Raw genomic sequence first — 26303 nt, 5'->3', positions numbered from 1 at the left:
TCGAACTAAAATTGTAAGTTTACTACCGAAATAAATTAACACATTACCATTGAAAAAGAAAGCCCTATTTAATTGGAGCAGCGGCAAAGATTCTGCTTTAGCACTGTATAAAATATTACAAGACGAGGAATATGAAATTAGCTGCTTGTTAACGAGTGTTAACCAACAGTTTCAGCGTATTTCCATGCATGGCGTTCGGGTGGAATTGCTGGAACAACAAGCCCAAAGCATTGGATTACCTCTTGAAATTATGCAAATTCCCGAAATGCCAACGATGGAAGTGTATGAGGCCGTTATGCAAAACACACTCTCCAAATTAAAAGAACAAGGGATTACACATTCTGTTTTTGGAGATATTTTTCTGGAAGATCTTAGAAAATACCGAGAAGACAAATTGGCCGAAATTGGTTTTGAGGGAGTATTTCCGCTATGGAAAGTTCCAACTCTCGATTTGATTCAGGAATTCATTGCTTTGGGATTCAAGACCATTGTGGTTTGTGTCAACGAACGCTTTTTGGACAAAAGTTTTGTGGGTCGGGTGATTGATCAAGATTTCATTAATGATTTACCCGAAAATGTTGACGTTTGCGGAGAAAATGGAGAATTCCATTCGTTTACTTTTGATGGACCAATTTTCTCAAAACCTATTGAATTTGAAGTAGGTGAAGTGGTCTATCGCAAATATGAAAAACCAAAAGAGGAAGATTCTTCAGACACGGCTTGCGATACATCTGCATCGGATGCTTTTGACTTCGGATTTTGGTATTGCGATTTATTAGTTAAATAATTATCTAAAAAAGCTCCGTAGTCGTACGATTACGGAGCTTTTTTAGGCTATTTTGCTGAAAATTCAATTAAAAAGTATAAAAGTTTGTATTTTTACTTTTCCTCATACATTTTTAACAATTGTGTCACGGTATTCCAATTTCGAATCGTTGCCGTTACATTTAGTTTTTTCTCGATGTATTTTTGGTCAAATCTTGTTTTTCCAGCTCCCACAGCATATTTAATATAAATTCTGTTGGCATCTATACTTGCTTCATCGGGTTTAAACTGGCTAATTTTTAAATCATTGATATTGTCGCTTCTCAAAGTTGTAGAAACAAACGCCACATACAGTTTCTTAATATCCAACTCTTTTTCCTTCAAAAAAGGATTGTTCCTTAAGCAGGCTTCCAAATCTTCCCTGCCAATAACCACGATAGGCACTTCGTGTCCAAAAGTCTTGAAAATTTCCTGTTTGATTTGGAATCCGACTTTTGCCGAATTTTCCTCTTCAGTATCCACAAAAACATTCCCGGATTGTATATACGTTTGCACATTTTGAAAACCAATAGCTTCTAAAGTTGCTTTCAAAGCGTCCATTTTTATCATATTGTGACCAGAGACATTAATGCCACGAAGAAGTGCGAGATGAGTTGTCATTTTTATTTTTTTAGTTCTACAAAAGTATTGTGTTTATTGGCAATAAATATGAGATCATTAAATTTTCACCTTTACAACCACTTTTTTTACTTTCGATATTTTACCTGCTTTTACTCCAGGTCTATGAAGATCCTCAGGAAAGAACAGAGTAAACATTCCTTCTTCAACTCTAAGCATTGAAGTATCTCCTTCATAGAAAGTATAATCTTTTTCTAAGTTTTCTTCAACAGAAACCTGATCAGTCAAAGGGGTAAATCCCATAAGTTCGACACCCTGAATAACGTATTGAATGTCAATATATTTGTGATGCCCTTCTAAAACACAATCTTGCTCTTCCTTGGTATCATATTCTTGAACGATTGCAAAAACATCATCATTATCAATTTGGTATTTCCCTGGCTCTATTGTGACTAAATCAGTGTTGGTAATAAATTCAAATCCTTTAGCCATTCTTTTGGTAAGGGTACTGTATAATCTGTAATTTTCAATTTTATCAATTACCATTTTGTGTTTTTTTTGATTTCAAAGGTATTGTGAATTATAAGAATTTCCTAAACAATCTCATTTCCAAATTTCCAAACAAAAAACTATCTTCGCTTCAAAAATTAAAATCCGTTTTCATCAGTCTTTTTGCTTTAGTAAATCCGTTTAATCAGCGTACAAGAAAAATGTCCAATAACCTACTAGAAACTCCCATAGAATTCCTCAAAGGCGTTGGTCCCAATCGGGGCGTGTTGTTGCGTAAGGAATTGGGAATTTTTAAATACAGAGATTTAGTCAATTTTTTTCCAAATCGGTATATCGACCGAACTCGTTATTACAAGATTAATGAGTTGCAAAATAATGTTGCCGAAGTACAAATTATTGGCAAAATCATCAATATCAAAACAGTTGAATTTGGTCGAAACCAAAAACGATTGGTAGCCACATTTGTTGACGATACGGGACAAATGGATCTCAACTGGTTTCAAGGACACAAATGGATTAAAGAAAGTTTGAAGCTCAATGAAGTGTGCGTCATTTTTGGAAAATGCACACAATACGGGAACCAATACAGTATGGCGCATCCCGAAATTGAGTTGTTGAGCGAACACGAAAAAAGTTTGCGTTCGGCGATGCAACCCGTTTATCCTTCGACCGAAACCTTAACCAATCGCGGAATAACGAATCGGGTGGTGAACAAAATGATGCAACAATTGTTTCTGGAAACGCAAGCATTGTATAGCGAAACTTTGCCTGCATATTTGACAAGCGAACTCAAGCTGATTCCTAAAAATGCCGCTTTATTCAACATTCATTTTCCAAAAAGTGCCGAAATTTTGGCGAAAGCCCAATTCCGACTAAAATTTGAAGAAATGTTCTTTATTCAGTTGCAATTGATAACTAAAAATTTGATTCGGAAACATAAAATCAAAGGACATCCTTTCACGACAGTGGGAGACTTTTTTAATGATTTTTATAAAAACCACTTGCCTTTTAAATTGACAAATGCACAAAAAAGGGTAATCAAGGAAATAAGAACTGATATGGGAAGCAATGCCCAAATGAACCGATTGCTGCAAGGTGATGTGGGTTCCGGGAAAACCATTGTGGCTTTTATGAGTATGTTACTGGCTCTAGATAATGGTTTTCAGGCTTGTTTAATGGCACCAACAGAGATCTTGGCCAATCAGCATTTTATAGGATTGTCGGAATTGGCAGCTTCCTTAAATATAAACATAAAAATACTCACGGGTTCGACCAAAATTGCAGCCCGCAGAATCATACACGAAGAACTGGAAAACGGTACTTTGCAGATACTCATTGGTACCCACGCTTTGTTGGAAGACAAAGTGAAATTCAAAAATTTAGGATTAGCGGTTATTGATGAGCAACACCGTTTTGGAGTAGAGCAACGATCCAAATTGTGGAAAAAAAACGTTATTCCACCACATATTTTGGTAATGACGGCCACTCCTATTCCCAGAACTTTGGCGATGAGTTTGTACGGAGATCTAGACATTTCGGTTATTGACGAATTGCCTCCGGGAAGAAAACCCATTCAGACCGTGCATCGTTTTGATTCCAATCGATTGAAAGTTTGGAAATTTATTCGGGACGAGATTGCTTTGGGTCGTCAAATTTATATTGTTTATCCTTTGATTCAGGAATCGGAAAAAATGGATTTCAAGGATTTGATGGATGGTTACGAAAGTATTTCTCGAGATTTTCCGTTGCCACACTACTCTATTTCCATACTTCACGGAAAAATGAAACCTGCCGAAAAAGATGCCGAAATGAAACGTTTCTCTGAAGGTAAAACTAACATTATGGTGGCCACAACGGTTATTGAAGTAGGTGTTAATGTACCCAATGCGTCTGTGATGATTATAGAAAGTGCAGAGCGTTTTGGATTGTCACAACTCCATCAGTTACGAGGTCGTGTAGGACGTGGTGCCGACCAAAGTTATTGTATTTTGATGACTTCTTTCAAATTATCAAGCGACAGTAAAACTCGTATGGAAACGATGGTGAGTACCAATGATGGTTTCGAAATTGCCGAAGTCGATTTGAAACTTCGTGGCCCGGGAGATTTAATGGGAACCCAACAAAGTGGCGTACTCAACCTTCAAATTGCCGATATCGTGCGTGACAGGGATATTTTACTTTTGGCACGTAACTATGCCATTACGATTTTAAAAGAAGATGCGCCTTTGCAAAAACCGGAAAATGCAATCCTAAAAGCGGTTTTCATAGAATTGACCAAAAAGAAAAATATTTGGAATTATATAAGTTAGTTTTTTTGAAGTTGCTAAGACATTAAGTTTCTAAGAGTCTAAGATTTAAGGCAACGTTTCTCAGTTTCTTAGCCACTTAGAAACTTAGAATCTTTCCTTACCCATTAAACCTTTCTACTTTTTTATTGTCTTACCCTTTCAGTCCAAAAGGACTTTTTTGGCTAAATATTAATATTTGTATGTACAAACGTTAAATAAAAATTAACAGTTCTACTTTTCACAATTCTAAAACCTAAATTTGTGTTTTCCTTATTAGAAGGATTTGTCAAATTTCTTATACACTCTTAAATATGAAAATAAAAAATATTGTTTATGCCTTATTAGTTATAGGGTTTGGTGGATTTATCGCCTATAGAATTACTTCTAATAATGCCAAAAATAGTGGTTTAAAAGACACAGAAGGAAAAGACAAACCAATGACTGTAACTGGAATTGTGGTTCACCCTAAGACTTTTGATAATACCTTGTCTCTTTCGGGGTCTATTGAGGCCAATGAACAAATTGAACTTCGTTCGGAAGTTTCAGGGATTGTTGAGGGAATTTATTTTCAGGAAGGTAGTAATGTGAGCAAAGGCCAACTGTTATTTAAAGTAAATGATATTGAATTAAGAGCACAATTGGCCCAAGCCAACACAAAAGAAGGTTTGGCTGCCGAAAATGAAAGAAGAGCTAAACTGCTACTACAAAAAGAAGCCATTAGTCAAGAAGAATACGATATTGCTAGAGCCGATCATAAATCAACTCAAGCCCAAAGCCAACTAATCAAAGCTCAAATTGCAAAAACGTCTGTTCGTGCTCCTTTTTCAGGAAAAATTGGACTTCGTTCTATTTCTCCGGGGACTTATATTACACCAACTGTTTTGGTAGCTAAATTAGTGAACAGCAGCAAATTGAAAATTACTTTTTCAATTCCGGAAAAATATGCTTCTCAAGTAAAGACCAATACCGTTTTAAGTTTTACGGTTGAAGGATCTACAGAAAAGTTTACTGCCAAAGTATATGCTATAGAACCCGAAGTTGCCGTTGCCACTCGAACACTGCAAGTAAGAGCTATTACTGAAAACAGCTATGGAAAATTATTGCCTGGAACTTTTGCGAAAGTCACATTGCCCCTAAGTACTATAAATGATGCTATTGCAGTGCCTACAGAAGCGATTATCCCCGTTCAAAATGGTAAGAAAGTATATATTTCTAAAAATGGAATGGCCAAAGAAGTTATGGTAGAAACTGCTACTAGAACGGATGCCACTATCTTGGTTCTTTCGGGCTTGAAAGTGGGAGATACTTTGTTGACAAGCGGGGTTATGTCCTTAAAAAACGAAGCGCCGGTTAAAGTAATAATTAAATAAATTATCAATTTTTAGGTTCAAGTATTCAATCTAAAACCAGCACTCTAAAATCTAAAATTTTTTAAATGAGTTTATCCACTTTAAGCATAAAAAGACCTGTACTGACCATCGTTATGAACTTAACGATTATTTTATTCGGGATTATTGGTTACACTTATCTGGGAGTTAGAGAATTCCCATCGATAGATCCTGCACAGGTTTCAATTAGAACCAATTATACAGGAGCCAATTCGGATATTATTGAATCCCAAATTACAGAGCCTCTAGAAAAAGCGATCAATTCCATAGACGGAATTCGAAACGTTACGTCTTCAAGTGCTCAAGGAAGCAGCACGATTACCGTCGAATTTAATTTGGATAAAAATCTAGAAGAAGCGGCGAATGATGTTCGTGACAAAGTATCACAAGCAATTCGAAATTTACCCCAAGATATTGATGCCCCTCCAGTTGTTTCAAAGGCTGATGCCAATAGCGATGCGATTATTTCGATGACAGTACAAAGTGATACTCGAAGTGCATTGGAACTAAGTGATTATGCCGAAAATGTGATAGGGCAACGACTTGAAACCATACCGGGAGTTAGCGGAATTCAAATTTGGGGACAAAAGAGATATGCTATGCGATTGTGGATTAATCCCGAAAAGCTAGCGGCTTACGGCTTTACGGTTGCCGAAGTTCGGGAGGCTTTGAATAAACAAAATGTAGAATTGCCTTCTGGAAAAATTACGGGTGAGAATACAGAATTAACGGTAAAAACAGTTGGAAATCTTTCTAAACCAGAGGAGTTTAACAACATTATCATTCGTTCTGAAGGTGAAAAAATAGTTCGTTTCAGCGATGTTGGCACTGCTATATTGGGCCCTGAAAATGTAGAAACCAAAATGACACAATCAGGCACTCCCCTAGTCGGTGTTGCGATTGTACCACTTCCGGGAGCCAATTATTTGGATATTGCAAGTGAATTTTACAAACAATTTGAACGCTTAAAAAAGGATTTACCAAGTGATATTAAATTAAATATTGCCATTGACAATACTGTTTTTGTAAAAAAATCAGTGGTTGAAGTAGCAGAAACATTAGGAATATCAATACTATTGGTGATTTTAATTATCTTTTTGTTTTTTAGGGATTGGGCTATCGCTTTTAGACCTTTAATAGACATTCCCGTTTCCTTGATAGCAACATTCTTTATTATGTGGCTTTTCGGGTTTTCGATTAATGTGCTAACGCTACTGGCCATTGTTCTTGCAACCGGATTGGTTGTGGATGATGGTATTGTGGTAACCGAGAATATTTTTAAAAAGGTAGAAGAAGGAATGACACCTATTGAAGCGGCAATAAAAGGATCTAATGAGATTTTCTTTGCGGTTATTTCCATATCCATCACTTTGGCGGCGGTATTTTTACCCGTTATTTTTCTTGAAGGTTTTGTGGGACGATTGTTTCGAGAGTTTGGTGTCGTCATAGGTGCGGCGGTATTGATTTCGGCTTTTGTTTCTTTGACATTAACCCCGATGTTGAATGCCTATTTGATGAAAAGCGGTGAACAAAAAAAATCAAAATTTTATATTCGAACCGAACCTTATTTTGAAAAACTAAACAGCGGTTATGCTGATGCACTTGCCCGTTTTATGAAAAGAAAATGGTTGAGTTTCCCAATCCTTATCATTTGTTTTGGATTGATTTATTTGTTTTTTAATCTTTTAAAAAAAGAAACAGCTCCTTATGATGACCGAAGTGGTTTCGTGATGCGTATGACTACGCCCGAAGGAGCTTCGTATGACTATACGGATCGTTTTATGCAGGAAATTTCAAAGCTAGTCGATGATTCTATTCCAGAAAAAAAAGTGAGTTTGGTGATTACGTCCCCTGGTTTTGGATCTTCTTCTGTAAATAGTGGTTTTATACGTGTTTCATTAGTACAACCAGATCAAAGAAAAACATCTCAAAAGGAAATTGCAGACAAATTGACCAAATGGACTAGCCAGTATTCTGAGGCCAAAACATCGGTAATTGAACAGCCTACTATCGCCGTAAACAGACGTGGTGGATTACCCGTTCAATATATCATCCAGGCTCCAAATTTTGAAAAATTAAGAGAAAAAATTCCATTGTTTATGGAGGAGGCAGCTAAAAGTGATGTTTTCTCTGTTACGGATGTGAATTTAAAATTTAATAAACCCGAAATCAACGTTTCGATCGATAGAGCGAAAGCGGAAAGTTTAGGGATTTCTGTAAAAGATGTTGCCCAGACTTTACAGCTTTCCTTGAGTGGTCAACGTTTTGGCTACTTTATTAGAAACGGAAAACAATACCAGGTAATTGGTCAATTTGAAAGAGAAGATCGGTCTAAGCCTTTGGATTTAACGTCAATGTATGTCAAAAACAACAAAGGACAACTGATTCAAATGGACAATGTGGTCAAGATTGAAGAGCAAAGTAATCCTCCGCAATTGTATCATAATAATAGATATATGTCAGCCACGGTTTCTGCAGGTCTCGCTCCAGGCAAAAGTCTAAGCGATGGAATTGATGCTATGAATGAGATCAAAGTAAAAGTTTTGGATGATTCATTTACCACTGATTTGGGAGGAGAATCCAGAGATTTTGTCGAAAGTAGTTCAAATACTTCTTTCGCTTTCGGACTAGCGTTATTATTAATTTTTCTAATATTAGCCGCCCAATTTGAAAGTTTTATAGACCCTTTTATAATTATTTTGACAGTTCCAATGGCGGTAGCTGGAGCTTTATTTTCACTTTGGCTATTCAATCAAACGTGGAATATCTTTAGCCAGATCGGAACCATTATGTTGATTGGATTGGTAACCAAGAATGGAATCCTGATTGTCGAATTTGCCAATCAATTGCGAGAACAGGGCAAACCAAAATTAGAAGCCATTTTGGAAGCTTCAGAATCAAGGTTGCGTCCTATTTTGATGACCAGTTTGGCAATTTCCTTGGGAGCGTTGCCAATTGCTTTGTCACTTGGTGCTGCCGCTACAAGTAGAATTGGTATGGGAGTTGTTATCGTTGGAGGAACTATTTTCTCTTTGGTACTTACTTTATTTGTAATTCCGGCTTTGTATTTAATGTGGTCTAAGACTCGTAAACATTATCCTGAATTTGATCACATTGATGAATATGAAAAAGAAGTGAAAAAATAGTTTTGATGCAAAATTAACCGCAAAGGGCACAAAGAATACCGCAAAGTTCGCTAAGCTTTGCGTTCATTGCGATTCCTTTGCGTTCTTTGCGGTTAAAAAAAGCTTAATTAGATTTAATTGAAAAGAAATTCTTAAAAAAGAAAACAACCGATAATGATGAACACCAAACTGTTTTTTAAAAGTCTCCTACTGTTTTTCTTTTGCTTTGCAATAGGAAATGCACAAGAAATATTAACACTCGAAAATGCGATTAAAATTGCCTTAGACAACAATTATGAAATAAAAATTGCGGGTAATAATTTAAAAATCGATCAAACCAATGTAGCAATCGGGAATGCAGGAATGTTGCCTTCCATTAGTGCAGTAGTCACAGACAACAATAGCATTCAAAATACCTCACAAACTCGCTCTGACGGTACAAAGATTGAGTTAAAAAACGCCGAAAATAATAGTTTGAGTTATGGAGTTGGTTTAGATTGGACCATTTTTGATGGTTTGAAAATGTTTGCCAAATACGATCAATTAAAAGAATTGCAAAAAATGGGTGATGCCGAATTAAAAATGACCATCATCAATAAAGTGAGTAGTGTCAATTCGGTTTATTATGATTTGATACAGGAACAACAAAAATTATCCGATTTGGATTCTACGATTGTTATTTCTAAAAAAAGGTTAGAATTTACCAAAAACAGATACACTATCGGAAAAGGATCAAAACTGGATGTGTTGAACGCTCAGGTAGATTTGAATACGGATTTGGGGAATCTATTAAAAGAAAAACAAACTTATGCTAATGCCAAAACGCTTTTGAATCAATTATTAGCTAGAGATTTAAATACAGATTTTAAAGTTTCTGATACCATTAAAGTGGATCGAAAATTACAATTGGCTGAACTAATGTCATTGGCAGAGAAGCAAAATCCAGAATTAGAAATTCAAATAATCAATAAAAAAGTATCGGAATTGCAATTGAAACAAATCAAAGGAGAGCGCTATCCAACGGTTAAATTAAATACAGGTTACAATTTTAATGATACAAAATCGAGTCTTGGGTTTAATACGCAATCGTCTGCTAATGGGTTAAATTATGGTTTTACGGCTTCCTTAAATTTATTTGATGGTGATGCGCAAAACAGAAATGAAAAAATAGCCAAAATGCAAATAGACAATTCAAGTTTGGCTATTGAACAACAAACCATTAGTTTGCGTAGCAATTTAACTGTTGCCTTTCAGATTTATTTGACCAATTTGGATTTGATAGATTTGGAAGAAAACAATACAGCCATTTCAAAACAAAACCTTGAAATAACCGCCGAAAAATTCAAAATCGGAACTATTACTTCTGTAGAGTTCAGAGCTGCTCAATTAAATTATATCAATTCCAGAATTCGTTTAAGCAGTGCACAATTTCAGGCTAAATTGTCCGAAATAACATTACGAGAATTGGCGGGTACTCTTAATTTTTAATTATTTTTGGCACAAAAAAAACAGCATGATTTCGTACAACCCTAAAATTTGGTTCGCTTACATCTTTCGTTTTCACAAATCGGATTCTTTTAGAAACTTATTTCCAATATTGCTTTTAATTGTGGGGTATTCAGGAACTGTTGCTTATTTTGAGATAGACTATTTCAAATTAGAGGAAACCAGTCACGTCAAAAACCTCTCTGTAATCCATACTACATTAGGATTTGTCATCTCCTTATTATTGGCTTATCGAATCAATTCGGCCTATGACCGTTGGTGGGAAGGACGTAAATTATGGGGAGCTTTGGTAAATAATAGCCGAAATTTAGCTATCAAACTTTCAGTTATTTTAAAGGACGAGAAGGATTTGGCTTATTTCAGAAAGCTCATTCCAAGTTATGCGTCGATGTTAAACAAACATTTGAAAGATGAAGAAACCAGTATGCAATTGTTTGAGCATGTTGACTTAGCCCTAGATCATCACAAACACAGGCCCAATCAAATTGCCAAAATGCTGTTCCAAAAGATTAATGATTTGTACATTACCCGTAAAATTTCTGGAGATCAATTGATTATTTTGAATAATGAAATTCAATCCTTTACAGATATTTGCGGAGCTTGCGAGCGTATCAAAAACACTCCAATCCCCTATTCCTACAGTACTTTTATCAAAAAATTTATATTTATTTTCGTCTTAACACTACCTTATGCTTATGCATTTACTTTGGGATATTATGTAATTCCTGTTGTGACTTTTATATTTTATGTATTGGCAAGTATCGAATTAATTTCCGAAGAAATTGAAGAGCCTTTTGGATATGATGACAACGATTTGCCTACCAGTAAAATTGCTGAAAATATTAAAAAGCATATTGAAGAAATTCTATAAAGACAGTATTAGAAAATTGTTAAGCTTAGTTACAATTTTGGTACTAACTAACTTTGAACCTCAAGAAACATTGATTATATTTGCAATCTTGAAAAAAACATAAAATGAAGATATCGTACAACTGGTTAAAACAGTTCATTAAAATAGATTGGAAATCCGAAGAAACATCGGCTTTATTAACGGATTTAGGTCTTGAAGTAGAGATAGTCGAAAAATACCAATCGGTAAAAGGAGGACTAGAAGGTATTGTTGTAGGTGAAGTACTTACTTGCACCCCACATCCAGATGCCGATCGATTAAAAATCACAACTGTTGATTTAGGAGATGGCGTACCTGTATTTATCGTTTGTGGCGCTTCGAATGTAGAAGCAGGACAGAAAGTTGCCGTAGCCACTATTGGAACCGTTTTGTATGACAAAGAAGGAAATCCGTTTACCATCAAAAAAGGAAAAATTAGAGGGAGAGAAAGTTTTGGAATGATTTGTGCCGAAGATGAATTAGGTCTTGGGGAAAGTCATGACGGAATTATGGTTCTTGATGAATTAATTCCAGCTGGCACATTGGCATCTACCGTTTTCAAAATCGAAAATGACGAAGTTTTTGAAATTGGATTGACACCCAACCGTGCCGATGCAATGAGTCATTTGGGAACGGCACGTGATTTGAGAGCTGGATTTTTGCAACGAGGAATCAATGTAGAATTGATTACGCCATCTGTAAGTAACTTCAGGGTTGACAAAAGAACTTTAAAAATTGATGTTGATGTCAAAGAAATTCAATTGGCACCTAGATATTGTGGCGTTACTATTTCTGGCATAACCGTTAAAGAATCACCTGAATGGTTGAAAAACAGGCTAAAAGCTATTGGAATCAATCCGAAAAATAATGTTGTCGATGTTACCAATTATGTGTTGCATGATTTAGGACAACCATTACATGCTTTTGATGCTTCAAAAATCAATGGAAAAATCATTGTAAAAACACTTCCTGGTGGAACTAAATTCACCACTTTAGATGATGTCGAAAGAACTTTACACGAAGAAGATCTGATGATTTGTGACGAAAAAGGACCTTTGTGTATTGCGGGAGTTTTTGGAGGAAAAAAATCGGGTGTGACAGAAACAACCAATTCTATTTTCTTGGAAAGTGCTTATTTTAATCCTGTAAGTATTCGAAAATCGGCCAAAAGACATCAATTAAACACGGATTCTTCTTTTAGATTTGAAAGAGGAATTGACCCAACCATTACAGAATATGCCTTAAAAAGGGCAGCCTTATTGATCCAAGAAGTGGCTGGTGGTGAAATTACATCAGATGTAATCAATATTTACCAAAAGAAAATAGAAGATTTTACCGTATTCTTAAACTTTAAAAATGTTGCTAGAATCATTGGGCAGGAAATACCAAAAGACACCATCAAACAAATTTTAGCTTCTTTAGAAATTAAAATAAATAGCGTTTCGGATGCTGGTTTGGGACTGGTAATTCCTTCTTATAGAGTTGATGTACAAAGAGAAATTGATGTAATCGAAGAAATTTTAAGAGTATACGGTTACAACAACATTATTTTTTCTAAAAAATTAAATGCGACTGTTTCTAATTCTCCAAGAAATGAGGATTATAAAGTACAAAATAGTGTGGCAACTCAATTGAATTCACAAGGTTTTCATGAAATGATGGCCAATTCATTGACTACAGCTTCGTATGTTCAACTTTCAGAAACATTGAAAGAGGAATACAATGTAACGATGCTGAATCCTTTGAGTAGTGATTTGGCTACAATGCGTCAATCTTTACTTTTTTCTGGATTAGAAGCGATATCCTACAATATTAATAGAAAAAATTCTGATTTAAAATTATTTGAATTCGGAAAATCATATCATAAGTTTCTTTCCGGTTACGAAGAAATCAAACATTTGACCCTTTTTCAGACAGGAAATAGAAACCAAGAGAATTGGACAAATGCGCAAAAACCTTCTGATTTCTTTTTGTTTAAAGGATATGTAGAAGGTGTTTTGTCCCGTTTAGGTATTTCAAAAATAAAAAGTTTAGCAGTTACTACCGATGTTTTCTCTGAAGGAATTGCTATAGGTGTTGGGAATGAAATTTTAGTGGAATTTGGAGTGGTTAAGAAATCAGTTTTAAAACATTTTGGCATAAAACAAGAAGTTTTTTACGCTGATTTTAATTGGGCTACCGTTTTAAAATTGATGTCCAGCAAAATAAAATATACTGAAATTCCAAAATATCCTGAAGTTCGTAGAGATTTAGCTTTGTTATTAGATCAAAATGTAACGTATGACAATATTTATACGATTGCAAGACAAACAGAGAAGTCCTTATTGAAAGACATTAATTTATTTGATGTATATGAAGGACAAAATTTACCGGATGGTAAAAAATCATACGCATTGAGTTTTACAATTCAAGATAATACCAAAACTTTAGAAGACGCTCAAATTGATAAAATTATGAGTAAACTGATAAAGAATTTTGAGACTGAACTTGGAGCAAGCTTGAGATAAATTCTTTTTTATAGGCATAAAAAATCCAAATTTTCTATAATTGAAAATTAGGATTTTTTTATGATAGAATATGCATCAGAGTATTCGAAATTATCTTGTGTCCTTCCGACGAAGGAGGAATCATATATAGTTATTCAGATAATGTGATTTCTCCTTCGTCGAAATGACAAAAGCTAGAAATTTTAATTAAGCCTATCGCTTAATCTGTGTTTTTTTTTTACAAATTCTTAATCACAAACTCACTTCTTCTGTTTAATTCATGCTGCTCTTCATCACAGGAATCTTCCGGAATGCATTTTACTATTTGAACGGTTTCTCCGTAGCCTTTGGCAGAAATTCTATTTTTAGGAATTCCCTGTTCCAAAATATAGGCTCTGGTTGCATCGGCTCTTTTTTGGGAAAGGTCCAGGTTGAATTTGTCAGTCCCGCGATTGTCGGTATGGGAACCAATCTCGACCACCATTTCTGGATATTTCTTCATTAATTCAACCACACGATTCAAAATTATTTTGGAATCTTTTCGAATGTACCACAAATTGTAATCAAAATAAATAGGTTCGGTTTTAATTATTAATCGGTCTTTATCTTTTACAACATCTTTTTCCGCTGCAACAATAGCTGCCATTTTTTCTTTTTTCTTGGCAGAAGCCAACGCTGTCGCTTTTTGGTCAGCAGCCAGTTTTTCTTTTTTCAATTGTTGAATGGCTACCAAATCTGCCAATCGTTTTGCTTCAAGAGCAATTGCATCCTCTTTTTTCTTTTGATTCAGTGCATTTGTTTCTGCAATTTTCTTTTCTTTTAGCTCAATAGCATCTGCTTTTCTTTTTTGTTCAAGTGCAACCAATTCGGCAGTTTTCAATTGTTGAGCTATAAGTAAATCTGCTACTATTTTTTTATCCAAAGCTGCTTGTTCTTCCTTTTTGATAATTTCCATAGATCGAATTTCCATAGAACCATCATTGCATTTATTTCTTTCGCTCAAAATCTTGAAAGATTTAGAATTCCCGGTATAATTTTCTTTGGTTACAAATATGGAGTAGTTGGCTTCGCATTCAATTGTAAAACTGAATTTTCCATCTGTAGCAGTAATAGCTTTTTCAATTTCTTGATTCACACTATTCTTTAAAACTACTGTTGCATTTTCTACCGCCAAATGAGAATCTACATCGGTAATAATACCTGCAATATATTGTCTACAATCTTCGATAAGTAAATCTTTGGTTTCCTTCAAAGAGTAAATATCATCCTTACCTTTACCTCCAGGTCTATCCGAAGAAAAATAACCTTCCTTAGTTTCAGAATTTATATAATAGGCAAAATCATCATAACCGGAGTTTACCGGAAGGCCAACATTCACCGCTTTAGTAAATGAATTATTTTGGATTTCTGAAACAAAAATATCCAAAGCACCGTAGCCTTCATGCCCGTTAGAAGAAAAATACAATTTGTTGTCTTTGGAAACAAAAGGAAATTGTTCTCTTTTGGCAGTGTTTATTTTATCTCCAAGATTTATTGGATTTCCGTACGTTGAACCGTTTATGGAAACACTATAAATATCAAAAGACCCCAATGTTCCCGGCATGTCAGAGGCGAAATACAATGTCTTCTCATCAGGGCTTAAAGCGGGATGTTCTACTGAATAATCTGCACTATTAAAAGGTAATGCTGCAATATTATTCCACTTGGCATTCACCAATTCGGCTCTAAAAATCTGTATTGTTGAGATTTTATAAGTGTTCTTTCCTCTTCTTCCATTGTTTGAATTATTTCGGGTGAAATACATCGTTTTTCCGTCTTTTGTAAAAACAGCATTCGATTCATGCATCGCTGATTTCAAATCTTTTGAAAAATAGCTAACTATGGAATCATTTGCGTTTGCATTTTTTACAGGAATACTCACTATATTGAGATAGGATTCATTATTCCATTTATAGGTTTTATCAAAAAGATTGGGTTTCTTTTTGACAGCCGCAAAAATTAAGTTTTTACCTAGGATAACCCCTCCAAACTCAGAATTTACAGTGTTCAGTGCTAAATTGTGAATATCAAATCGTTCCCCAATAGCAGTGACATTTTTTAAGTTTTTGATATCCTTCTCTAATTTTTCCAGAGCCTCTTTGTTATTTGAAGCCACAAAAAAATCACGCATCGCTTTATCTGCTTCGGTGTATTTCCCTTTGGCTTTCAAAGTTTGGGCATACCGAAAATAAAAGTCTTCATTGAGATTTTTACTACTTATTAAATAAGCATATTGTTCTAATGCTTTATCATAATCATTGGTATAATAATAACAGTCCCCCAATTTTTGAACCACTTCAAGAGTTTGGTTTTTGGCATTTACTTTTTCGTATAAAGGAATCGCAGCGCTATAATATGTTTTGTCAAATAAACGGTTTGCTCTTTGCAAATCCTGTTGCTGAGCTTGTATGAATTGGATCGAAAATACGATTAGGAGTATATATAAATTTTTCATGTGGAGTTAATGTTTGTTTTTTTTTAGAAAAATCTAGGTGACTTATCGTATCCCTTGCCCAATAAATCCAAATTATACAATAGTCCAATTTCATGTGAACCGGAATCAAATTGGCTAAGATTTGAAATAGTGTAATCGTAGGAATAACCAATTCTTAAATTAGGGGTTACATTGACATTCAGCAATAGACTTACAGAATCATCAAATCGATAGGCAACTCCAAGTTCGAACTTTTCATCATACAATACATTGGCTGTTAAATCAACAGAGACAGGAGCTCCCGTCACGAATATTGCCATAAAAGCAGGCTTCAATTTAAAGATTTCATTGATATCAAAAACATACCCTCCCGTAAAATAAGTGTGAATTTTTTGGGTACCAAGAGAACTAATTTCTTTTCTTTCTTTGATATGTTCTGCAGATAGTAAGTTAGGAGTCGAAAGTCCTACATAGTAATTATCTGTAAAATAATATGCCCCTATCCCAATGTTTGGCACAGTTTCATTTACATTTTCCGCAAATGCCTTATCGGTAGAAACATCACCACTATTCAATTGAAAACCATTAAAGTTGGTGCTTATCGCAGTGAAACCTGCTTTAACTCCAAAGGATAAATTTTGTTTTTCATCCAACTGAAGAATATAGGCAAAATCAGCAAAAAAGTTAGTTTCCTTTTTAGTGCCATCTCCGATATTATCCGAAATTAAAGAAAGACCCGTTTCTATCTTATTATTTATGGGTGTATGTGCAAACAGTGTTAGGGTTTTTGGAGCTCCTTCAATTCCTGTCCATTGTGAACGATAAAAACTCCCAAAATTCAGAATCGCAGGTGTAGCCGTTACATAAGCTGGGTTTACCGCACTCATGTTGTTCATGTACTGAGTGAAATGTGGATCTTGCTGAGCGCTAACCTTTAATATGGAAAGGAAAAAACAAACCAGAAATATTATTTTCTTCATTAGAATAAATTTATAGGTAAAAAAAGAATTATCGATTTAAATAAAGTTGCCCTTGTTTTGGTGGTAAGTTGTCTTTATTATAATGGATAACATAAAAATAAACTCCTGTTGGTGAATCACCATTGTTAAAGTTTGCATTGGAATTTTTGCCATCCCAAGCTGGTTTATTAATATCTCCTTTGAATAACACATTTCCATATCTATTAAAAATTTCTAAAGAGTAATTTGGAAATAAAAATTCGATATCTATAATTTGAAAAGTTTCATTTACTCCATCTCCATTTGGTGAAAATCCGTCAGGAATCATAAAGTTTTCTGAAGTTGCAGTACAGTCTGTAAGCGATACCGTTACTGCCAATGCAAATGAATTACAGTTTGTAATTATAGAAGTGTCAACTCCATAATACGTAAATCCTTCCTCAAGCAAATCCGTATTGGAAAGTAACTTCCCATTTGTTGCAGCATCATACCATTTTAAATTAGCAGAGGCAATTGTATTATTGGTTAAGTTTTGAATAGTTGGTTTGTCAACACCACAAAATTCTTCTCCACTTGTATTTAAAACTGGAACCGTAATGGTATTGATACGGACACTTATTGGTGTAGCATTTGATTCACAACCAGTATCTGCACTTCCTTCTTTTAAATAATAATTTGCGGTAACCAAAAGTGTGTTTGAAGCTAATAGTGTTGCACTTGTGGCTGAATCATACCATTTATATTGATTTCCATTTGGAATCAAATTAGCTACTGTTGCTAGATTTGTTTCGCAAAATTCTTGATTGCCCGCTGTTGGACTACTTGGGATAATCTGCATAGCAAAATTCTTAGAAACAGAATTGATAATTGTAACACAAGTATTCTCGGTATTGGTTAAATCGGTTATGATCAATGTGTTGTTTCCTGTATTTAAAAGATTGGCAGCAGGAATCAAAAAACTGCTATTTCCGGCACTTACAACCAAAGGAATTGTTTGTGAACCGACTGTGTTTGCCCCAGATACTGCATAACTCAAAGTGATGTTTGTTAAAGCTCCCAATCCAGAAAGTTGCACATTTAAAGGTTGGCTTAGACAGCCATCTTTTACTGTTACCACCATATTGGTAACATCTGGTAAAGTATTTACAACTAAAATCTCCGTTAAGGTCGAAGTATTGGCGCAACCAGTCAAGGTGTTTGTAATATTGGTAATTCTAATTGTAGTATTTCCGGTTTTAGGAATTAAATTAGCAGCAATAGGAAACGAGGCCAATCCGCTAGCTACGGATAAAGTTGCAGGAATTGCATTTGCAAGATTACTTCCTGTTAGATTATAAAGAATATCGTAATTCCCATCCGTAAGATTGGAAGTTCCAGAGAAATTTACATTTGCAGCATTACCTTGGCAAATTGGTGCAATTGTTAATGTTGCATTATTGATTTGTGGTGTTGTATTTATAATTACTGCAATCGTTTCTAAGCTAGATTCACAACCCGTTAGAGCATTGACTTCCTTTACATAATAATTTCCAGTTACTAATGGTTTTGTACTAATTAATGGAACGGTTCCTGTAGCCGAATCAAACCATTGGTATTTAATTCCTTGTGGAATTAAATTGGCAACGGTTGCATTTACTGAGGTGCAAAATGATTGGGGATTGATTACAGAAATAACTGGAATAGGATTAACCGTAAAATCTTTAGGACTTAATGTTGGTCTCGAACATCCCGTTAAAGCATTGGTAACATTTGTAATAGTAAAAGTTGTTGCCCCCACATTTGGTATATCGGTAGTTAGAATATCAAAACTGGTTTCTCCGGCAACTACTGTCAATGGAATAGTCTGAGATGGTACTGTATTGAAATTAGAAATATTGTAAGTTATTGCTATAGAAGTTAAAGTACCTAACCCTGTTAGTTTAACCGTTGTAGGTTGCCCCTGACAAACATCTTTTATTGTAATAGCAAGATTGCTTACATCTGGTAATGGAATTACCGTGAAATTTTTTGAAAGTGTCGATGTGTTGGTACAATTGGTAGTTTTATTCGTGATTTTAGTAATTACAATAGTGTTGTTGCTACCAACATTTGGGATCAAAGCATTTGGTATAATAAATGAACCTAAGCCTCCCGTAATACTAAGAACGGCAGGGATTGCGTTTGCGGTATTAGTGCCACTTAAATTGTAAAGAATATCATAATCTCCATCAGTAAGATTAGATATTCCTGAAAAATTTACTTGTTCATCAAAAGTTTGACATACTGAATCTATAGTAAGTGTTGCATTATTAATTCTAGGAATCGGGTTGATTTTTATTACTCCCGAAATTAAAGGAATTATATTGTTACAAATATTAAGTGTTGTGCCACTAACGATATTAGTAACGGTGATGGTATAATTTCCTGGAAGAGAAAAATTATTGGAAGCAATTGGAAATGTCAAAACATTATTCAAAAAACTGCTGTTTTTTGTTATTGGTGACCCATTACCCGATATAATATAGGTCACAGCATAGGTTCCGTCTGGAATATTTGTAACATTTTGTAAAGAGGCAGAAAAAGTAGTTGCAGCTATTTCATTTTCACAAATTGGTGCATTTACTGTTAAAGTTGCTCCTGTATAATCTAGTAATTTTTCAATTGTAATATCCACATTCGATGTTTGATCATCACAAACATTATTATCTGTGAGTACCTTGTAAGTAAAACGATATGTTCCAGGCCCATTGGTATTGTAAATTTTTTGGATGTCAATAGTGGAATCAGTATCATCATTATCGTCGATTTCATCTGTTCCATTTTCACTCCAAACCCCACCCGAGTCTTCCCCTGATAATTGACCATTTAAATTCAAACTGGTGTAAGCACTTAATTCATTAGAGCATAATTCTAAATCAGTAGGAGCTCCAGGTAATGGTGAACGGTAAATTGTTACATATATTTTAGCATCTGGAGGTGCTGCGCAAGAACCAATAGCGGGTATTGAATACGTATATTCGTAAGTAGTGTCATAATTTAACAATGAAGCATTCAATAAATTTTTGGTTAAGCCTAAATTGGTCGTATTTCCAACCCAAGTACCACCCGATTGAGGAGCTAGAAAATCACCATTAAAAGCCTCAAATAAATTATAGGCACGTTTGGTATTACAAATCGAAGCATTGGGTGCAGGTACTCCAGTATATCCACCAATAGTTATGGTTACAATAGCTGTATTATCAGCACATCCGGAAACACCTGTTACTGTATAAGTATAGTGATAAGTACCACTTTTCTTGATTTGTTGTGCATTTAAGAAACCAGTTACTTTATTCAAACCGCCTGATTTATCATCATCTTTCCATGTTCCTCCAGAAGTTGGACTACCTCCTAACCCATTAAAAAGATCTATAGAGGCACTACTTGGGTCAGTAATAAGACAAACATCTGGCAAAGTGGTGTCATTTCCAGCACACTGAGCATTCACATCAATAGAACAGAAAAAAAGAAAAAAAACACTTAGATAGGTGTATAAATTAAATTTGGGAGGGAGAAGTAATTTTGTTACCATAAACTAACTTTGAATTTATTCAAATATAAACTATTTCGGATAAATTAACACAAAATCACCATCTTTTTGATGAATATATTTAGCAAAATAGAATAGTACTTTTTGTTTAAATAGTATTCAAAAAAAAGCCCCGCAAATTGCGGGGCTTTCTATATTCAAAAAAATCAAGAAATTATTTTTTCTCAGATTTTTCCATTTTAGCTTTCAATGCAGCCAATACATCATTGTTATCTCCTAAAGTTGCAGCTGGTGCATTAGTAGATGATGCAGATGAAGTATTTTCAGTTACAGTTTTCACATTTTTCTCTTCTTCTTCACGGAAGATAGCAGTGTGAGATGCAACAACTCTTTTGAATTCTTTGTTGAATTCAATTACTTTGAAATCAGCAGAATCTCCTTTTTTCAATTTCTTACCGTCTTCTTTTTCAAGGTGACGAGTAGGAATGAAAGCAACGATATCCTCTCCAAATTCTACAGTAGCTCCTTTGTCAACAATTTCAGAAATTTCACCTGTGTGGATAGTTCCTACAGCGAATGAATCTTCATACTGATCCCAAGGATTAGCAGTAGTTTGTTTGTGACCTAAAGATAATTTACGTCCATCAACATCTAATTCTAATACTACTACATCAAGTTTCTCACCAACATTTACAAATTCAGATGGGTGTTTGATTTTCTTAGTCCAAGATAAGTCAGAGATGTAGATTAATCCATCAATTCCTTCTTCTAATTCTACGAAAATTCCAAAGTTTGTAAAGTTTCTAACGATACCTGTATGTTTAGAACCTACTGGGTATTTAGAAGTAATGTCAGTCCAAGGATCTTGAGTCAATTGTTTGATACCTAATGACATTTTACGGTCATCTCTATCTAATGTTAAGATAACAGCTTCAACAACATCTCCTACTTTTACGAAATCTTGAGCAGAACGTAAATGAGTAGACCATGACATTTCAGAAACGTGGATTAAACCTTCAACACCTTCAGCAACTTCGATGAAAGCACCGTAATCAGCGATTACAACTACTTTACCTTTTACTTTGTCTCCAATTGCCAATTTAGCATCTAGAGCATCCCAAGGGTGAGCGTTTAATTGTTTCAATCCTAATTGAATTCTTGTTTTCTCATCATCGAAATCAAGGATTACAACGTTTAATTTTTGGTCTAATTCAAGAACTTCACTTGGGTGGTTAATACGACTCCAAGAAAGGTCAGTAATGTGAATTAATCCATCAACACCACCTAAGTCAATAAACACACCATAAGAAGTAATGTTTTTAACAACACCTTCTAATACTTGTCCTTTTTGTAATTGACCGATGATTTCTTTTTTCTGTACTTCAATATCCGCTTCAATAAGCGCTTTATGAGAAACAACAACATTTTTGAATTCGTGGTTAATTTTTACCACTTTGAATTCCATCATTTTGTTTACATATACATCGTAGTCTCTAATTGGCTTAACATCAATTTGAGATCCTGGTAAGAAAGCTTCAATTCCGAAAACGTCAACAATCATACCACCTTTAGTTCTGCATTTCACAAAACCATTAACGATTTCTCCTGTTTCGTTAGCCGAAATAACTCTATCCCATGATTTGATAGTACGTGCTTTTCTGTGTGATAATACTAATTGACCTGTTTTGTCCTCACGGATGTCAATTAACACTTCTACAGTATCACCTACTTTTAATGCTGGGTTGTAACGGAATTCGTTTAATGAAATAACACCTTCCGATTTTGCGTTGATATCAACGATAACGTCTCTATCTGTAATTCTAACAACTACACCATCTACTACTTCTTCTTGATCTGTAGCAATAAATGTTTTTGAAACTAGTTCTTCGAATTCTAATAAGTTTTTCTCATCTACTGCATCGATACCTTCTTCGAAGTTATGCCAGTTAAAATTTGCTAAAAACTCTTCTTGTGATTTTAATTGTTCAGACATGCTGATTGAAAATTTGTATTCTGTGTTCTCTCGAGTTTCTTAAAGCGATAGAAAAAACAGAAGTTGTTTTACATAAATAGTTGATACCTAAAGGAAACTCTTATCCACCAAAAGGTGTGCAAAAGTAATTCATTTATTTAATATGGCAAAATATTTAGTCCGAGATATTAAAGAGTGCTATAAAAAGAAGCAAAAAAAGGTTCAGGAGTGAATTATTAGGCTTTTTTAGAGGTATAGTTCCCGCTGTCATTCCTATCTTTTTATCCCGATGAAAAATCGGGATAAAAAGGATATTCCCTTCCATCGGGGCTAGTTAGTTTATATTGTGATTTACCGGTAATAACAAACCCGACAGGTTTTTGAAACCTGTCGGGTTTGGTCTAAAAGATCAACCTTATTTAATGACTCAAATTCTCCACTTCATTCGGATTGTGCTCATGTTTGAATAAAATGGCAAACGCTATGGCAATAATCAAGGAATAAGCAGCAAAAGCCAACCAAATCATATGCCAATCTTTCATCATAATTACTTTATCAAACAAACCATCGGTAGCAATAGAATTTCCTTGATTTTTTACAAATTCCAACATTTTTGGATTTGTAGTATCCGTTTGTAAAAACGAAGCCAACTCAGTAGTAGTATTAAAAGACTTCGTAAAAAAGCGGTCAATCGCCCAACCCGAAGTAAAACTTCCTAATATTGCTCCTACTCCATTGGTCATCATCATAAACAACCCTTGTGCCGAAGAACGATTTTTAGGATCTGTATGAGTTTCAACAAACAATGATCCTGAAATATTAAAGAAATCAAAAGCCATTCCGTACACGATACAAGACAAAATAATCATCCATAATCCTTGAACAGGATCTCCAAATGCAAAAAGTCCAAAACGCAACACCCAAGCCAGCATACTGATTAGCATGACTTGCTTGATTCCAAAACGTTTCAAGAAAAACGGAATAGCAAGTATAAATAAAGTCTCCGAAATTTGAGAAATCGACATGATGATAGTAGAATATTCCACTACGAACGAATCTGCATATTTTGGAAAATGTTTGAATTCATCTAGAAAAACATCTCCATACGCATTAGTAAGCTGCAAAGCTCCTCCTAAAAACATAGAAAATATAAAGAAAAGCGCCATTTTATAATTGGCAAATAATTTAAAAGACCCTAAACCTAGAGTTTCCATCAAGGAAGTATTCTCTTTGATTAATCTTTGTGGCTTGCATGGTGGTAAAGTAAAAGAGTAAAACCCTAAACCAATCGCCGCAATTCCCGCGATATAAAATTGATAATCGGTAGCCTTGTTTCCTGATAAATTGGTAATCCACATGGCAACAATAAAACCAATTGTCCCAAAAACCCGAATTGGCGGAAAATCCTTAACCACATCTTTATTGCTGTTTTTTAAGGCATTATAGGATATCGAATTACTCAATGCAATAGTTGGCATATAAAAACACATTGCCAAAAGCATGATGTAAATAAAAGTAGTTGGAGTAGTAACCTCAGGCAAATAAAACAATACAGCACCATACAATATATGAAGAACTCCGTATAGTTTTTCGGCATTGATCCATCTATCCGCAATAATCCCCGTAAGAGTAGGCATAAAAAGGGAAGCGACTCCCATTGTACTAAAAACCAAACCAAATTGAGTTCCTTCCCAAGCCTTGGTTCCAAACCAATAATTTGCAATTGTAATCAGCCAAGCTCCCCAAACAAAAAATTGTAGAAAGCTCATTAATGTCAACCTATTTTTAATCCCCATGAATTGTGTTTTTATAAAAAAGTATCAGCTTGTAAAACTACTATTAAAATTGAAATTAGCAACTATTTATTCCGCTTCTATAATATCATTTATTAACTCTAAAACAACATCAAATTGTTCCTTGCGATTCAGGTATGAATTATCGATTTCAATTGAATCTTCTGCCATAACCAATGGTGAATCTTCTCTATGGGTATCAACATAATCACGGTCTACCACATTTTTAAGAACTTCTTCATAAGTAACAGCATCTCCTTTTGCTTGCAATTCATCAAAACGTCTTTGTGCACGGGTGTCTGCTCCAGCGGTCATGAATATTTTGAGTTCTGCATTTGGAAACACAACGGTTCCTATATCTCTACCGTCCATTACGATTCCTTTTTCTTTACCCATTTCCTGCTGTTGTTCTACCAACTTAGCACGCACTTCTGATATTGCAGCTACAGCACTTACGAAACTGGAAACCTCCAAGGTTCTGATTTCGGTTTCTACATTAACATCATTCAAATACATTTCGGCAAAACCCAATTCAGGATTAAATTCAAAATGCAATTTTATAGAAGGTAAACTATTTACCAGTTTTTCTTTGTCCAAAAAATCAACTCCAACACAATTGTTTTGCATCGCAAACAAAGCAACGGCACGATACATAGCGCCAGTATCTACATATACATACCCTAATTGTTTGGCGAGTTGTTTGGCCAAAGTACTTTTTCCAGTGGATGAAAATCCGTCTATTGCTACGATTATTTTTTTCATGTTTTATTATTTTGATTAAAAAAAGGTTTAGACTCTACTTTTTCGATCTATTATCTCTTCTCTATATTCTATTTTCTCTTCTCTTTTTCTAAAAATCATTCTCCCAAATTAATAGCCAATCCAAACAAACTCGTGTTTCCAGCCAAAGTATATTTAGAATAAGAATAATTGAATTTTAGTTTGTTTAGCTTGAGGCCAAACCCTAATGAAATTCCCGAGAAATTACGTTGATCTTGAATTTGTAATTCAGCTCCTCTACGAAAATTATAACCCAATCTAAGGTTAAAGGCTTTTTTTGGAAAAAGTTCAACACCCAAAATTACGTGTCGAAGTGCATTGTTGAAAACAGAAACCTTTTCGTCAGCGACATTGCCATCTATTGAAGTTTCTGCTCGAACGGGATTGGAAAAAGCTAAATTCCATTGTTGCAAATTTTCAACGGTCAAATGCCAGCGTATGGGAACATGCTCTAATTCTTGGGAAACTCCCGCAATAATCTCAAAAGGCAATTGTTCTCTATTGCCGTCGTAGGTAGTAAATTGGGATCCGATATTCATTAAGGTCAAAGCCCAATTCACATCATTTTTCTCGTCAATATATATCATTCCCAAATCAACCGCAGCTCCAAAAGAACTGTAACTCTCCAAAATGGATTCGATAAATTTTGCATTTGCGCCTATATGTAGGTCTGTATAGGGAATGTTATAAGCATAACCAACAGAAAGGGCAATTTCGCTACCTGTAAATTCAGATGTAGGCAAACCATTTTCGTCATATCCATCAAATTTCCCATAATTGATATAGTTTACCCCTGCTTGAAAGGTTTGCAAATGCTGGTCATACGTGTAGGCATAAGAAGCCGTACCGTAAGTAACTTCTTTATAGTAATTCCCATAATTTAATGCCAAATGATTATGCATTTCTTCATTTATTGTGGCAGGATTAAATAAGGCTTCATTGACATCTTCATCGTAAATAGTAATTGTCTTTCCTCCTAATGCTGCTTGCCTGGGTGAAGTGACCAAGTTCAAAAACTCATAAGTGTACTTCCCTCCTATTTGTCCGTAGCTGACAGAACAAATTAGAATTAAAAAGAAAAATAAAAGTTTTTGGGGCATACAATATTTAAAAAAAAGCAAAGTTTAAAATTCCATCCCGATAGCTATCGGGACCAAACTTACGAAAATTAAAAAGATAATTAAGAGAAAGGAAAGTCCAAAAAATAAATCCCAAATTCCAATTATTCTGAGTCTATTCAGAT

Annotated in this window: 16 protein-coding genes; 7 read left to right on the top strand and 9 right to left on the bottom strand. The window is 34.7% G+C overall.

Features of this window, described 5'->3' with window-relative positions; genetic code table 11:
- Positions 1–49: 49 nt before the first annotated feature.
- Positions 50–787, top strand: coding sequence for a Dph6-related ATP pyrophosphatase (locus DB891_RS13605; RefSeq protein ID WP_116764128.1), 738 nt, complete (start codon positions 50–52; stop codon positions 785–787).
- 92 nt (positions 788–879) lie between these two features.
- On the opposite strand, the gene DB891_RS13600 is transcribed toward DB891_RS13605, so the two are convergent.
- Positions 880–1425 carry a DUF1697 domain-containing protein gene (locus tag DB891_RS13600; protein WP_116764127.1) on the bottom strand — a complete coding sequence of 182 codons (546 nt, stop codon included), beginning with the start codon at positions 1423–1425 and terminating at the stop codon, positions 880–882.
- A gap of 57 nt (positions 1426–1482) precedes the next feature.
- Positions 1483–1929: a YhcH/YjgK/YiaL family protein gene (locus tag DB891_RS13595; RefSeq protein WP_116764126.1), complete on the bottom strand. Its 447-nt coding sequence runs from the start codon at positions 1927–1929 to the stop codon at positions 1483–1485.
- Positions 1930–2045: 116 nt separating this feature from the next.
- Here DB891_RS13595 and recG point away from each other — a divergent pair, with 116 nt between their 5' ends.
- From recG to pheT, 6 genes are all read left to right on the top strand, one after another.
- Positions 2046–4202, top strand: a complete 2157-nt coding sequence (gene recG, locus DB891_RS13590; protein ID WP_223256108.1) for an ATP-dependent DNA helicase RecG — start codon at positions 2046–2048, stop codon at positions 4200–4202.
- Between the two features lie 290 nt (positions 4203–4492).
- Positions 4493–5551 carry an efflux RND transporter periplasmic adaptor subunit gene (locus DB891_RS13585; protein WP_116764125.1) on the top strand — a complete coding sequence of 353 codons (1059 nt, stop codon included), beginning with the start codon at positions 4493–4495 and terminating at the stop codon, positions 5549–5551.
- 65 nt (positions 5552–5616) lie between these two features.
- Entirely contained in the window at positions 5617–8715 is a 3099-nt protein-coding gene (locus DB891_RS13580) for an efflux RND transporter permease subunit (RefSeq protein ID WP_116764124.1), read from the top strand.
- A 156-nt stretch (positions 8716–8871) separates the two neighbouring features.
- Entirely contained in the window at positions 8872–10182 is a 1311-nt protein-coding gene (locus tag DB891_RS13575) for a TolC family protein (protein ID WP_116764149.1), read from the top strand.
- A 25-nt stretch (positions 10183–10207) separates the two neighbouring features.
- Entirely contained in the window at positions 10208–11071 is an 864-nt protein-coding gene (locus DB891_RS13570; RefSeq protein ID WP_116764123.1) for a bestrophin family protein, read from the top strand.
- Positions 11072–11175: 104 nt separating this feature from the next.
- Positions 11176–13596, top strand: a complete 2421-nt coding sequence (pheT, locus tag DB891_RS13565; protein WP_116764122.1) for a phenylalanine--tRNA ligase subunit beta — start codon at positions 11176–11178, stop codon at positions 13594–13596.
- Positions 13597–13813: 217 nt separating this feature from the next.
- Here pheT and DB891_RS13560 read toward each other — a convergent pair whose 3' ends face one another.
- From DB891_RS13560 to porQ, 7 genes are all read right to left on the bottom strand, one after another.
- Positions 13814–16069, bottom strand: a complete 2256-nt coding sequence (locus DB891_RS13560) for an OmpA family protein (protein WP_116764121.1) — start codon at positions 16067–16069, stop codon at positions 13814–13816.
- A 23-nt stretch (positions 16070–16092) separates the two neighbouring features.
- Positions 16093–17028, bottom strand: a complete 936-nt coding sequence (locus tag DB891_RS13555) for a PorP/SprF family type IX secretion system membrane protein (protein WP_116764120.1) — start codon at positions 17026–17028, stop codon at positions 16093–16095.
- A 28-nt stretch (positions 17029–17056) separates the two neighbouring features.
- Entirely contained in the window at positions 17057–20557 is a 3501-nt protein-coding gene (locus tag DB891_RS13550) for a gliding motility-associated C-terminal domain-containing protein (protein ID WP_116764119.1), read from the bottom strand.
- Between the two features lie 172 nt (positions 20558–20729).
- Entirely contained in the window at positions 20730–22508 is a 1779-nt protein-coding gene (rpsA, locus tag DB891_RS13545; RefSeq protein ID WP_116764118.1) for a 30S ribosomal protein S1, read from the bottom strand.
- A 398-nt stretch (positions 22509–22906) separates the two neighbouring features.
- The gene (locus tag DB891_RS13540; RefSeq protein WP_116764117.1) at positions 22907–24283 is read right to left on the bottom strand and encodes a nucleoside permease; all 1377 of its coding nucleotides are present in this window, start codon (positions 24281–24283) and stop codon (positions 22907–22909) included.
- Positions 24284–24349: 66 nt separating this feature from the next.
- Positions 24350–25042 (bottom strand): (d)CMP kinase, encoded by a 693-nt coding sequence (cmk, locus tag DB891_RS13535; RefSeq protein ID WP_116764116.1) that lies wholly within the window; start codon positions 25040–25042, stop codon positions 24350–24352.
- A gap of 95 nt (positions 25043–25137) precedes the next feature.
- A complete protein-coding gene (gene porQ / locus DB891_RS13530; RefSeq protein WP_116764115.1) occupies positions 25138–26160 on the bottom strand; it encodes a type IX secretion system protein PorQ in 1023 nt (340 codons plus the stop codon).
- Between the last annotated feature and the right edge of the window lie 143 nt (positions 26161–26303).

The organism is Flavobacterium laiguense (genome assembly GCF_003097655.1).
GTDB lineage: Bacteria > Bacteroidota > Bacteroidia > Flavobacteriales > Flavobacteriaceae > Flavobacterium > Flavobacterium laiguense.
Note: the sequence above shows the minus strand (reverse complement) of the source record. Positions and strands in the feature narration are given on the sequence as shown.

What these genes read in the sequence shown, in the direction of transcription:
- DB891_RS13600 (WP_116764127.1), bottom strand. Translation starts at nt 1,425, where the DNA reads ATGACAACTCATCTCGCACTTCTTCGTGGCATTAATGTCTCTGGTCAC.
- DB891_RS13595 (WP_116764126.1), bottom strand. Translation starts at nt 1,929, where the DNA reads ATGGTAATTGATAAAATTGAAAATTACAGATTATACAGTACCCTTACC.
- DB891_RS13585 (WP_116764125.1), top strand. Translation starts at nt 4,493, where the DNA reads ATGAAAATAAAAAATATTGTTTATGCCTTATTAGTTATAGGGTTTGGT.
- DB891_RS13580 (WP_116764124.1), top strand. Translation starts at nt 5,617, where the DNA reads ATGAGTTTATCCACTTTAAGCATAAAAAGACCTGTACTGACCATCGTT.
- DB891_RS13575 (WP_116764149.1), top strand. Translation starts at nt 8,872, where the DNA reads ATGAACACCAAACTGTTTTTTAAAAGTCTCCTACTGTTTTTCTTTTGC.
- DB891_RS13570 (WP_116764123.1), top strand. Translation starts at nt 10,208, where the DNA reads ATGATTTCGTACAACCCTAAAATTTGGTTCGCTTACATCTTTCGTTTT.
- pheT (WP_116764122.1), top strand. Translation starts at nt 11,176, where the DNA reads ATGAAGATATCGTACAACTGGTTAAAACAGTTCATTAAAATAGATTGG.
- DB891_RS13560 (WP_116764121.1), bottom strand. Translation starts at nt 16,069, where the DNA reads ATGAAAAATTTATATATACTCCTAATCGTATTTTCGATCCAATTCATA.
- DB891_RS13555 (WP_116764120.1), bottom strand. Translation starts at nt 17,028, where the DNA reads ATGAAGAAAATAATATTTCTGGTTTGTTTTTTCCTTTCCATATTAAAG.
- DB891_RS13550 (WP_116764119.1), bottom strand. Translation starts at nt 20,557, where the DNA reads ATGGTAACAAAATTACTTCTCCCTCCCAAATTTAATTTATACACCTAT.
- rpsA (WP_116764118.1), bottom strand. Translation starts at nt 22,508, where the DNA reads ATGTCTGAACAATTAAAATCACAAGAAGAGTTTTTAGCAAATTTTAAC.
- DB891_RS13540 (WP_116764117.1), bottom strand. Translation starts at nt 24,283, where the DNA reads ATGGGGATTAAAAATAGGTTGACATTAATGAGCTTTCTACAATTTTTT.
- cmk (WP_116764116.1), bottom strand. Translation starts at nt 25,042, where the DNA reads ATGAAAAAAATAATCGTAGCAATAGACGGATTTTCATCCACTGGAAAA.
- porQ (WP_116764115.1), bottom strand. Translation starts at nt 26,160, where the DNA reads ATGCCCCAAAAACTTTTATTTTTCTTTTTAATTCTAATTTGTTCTGTC.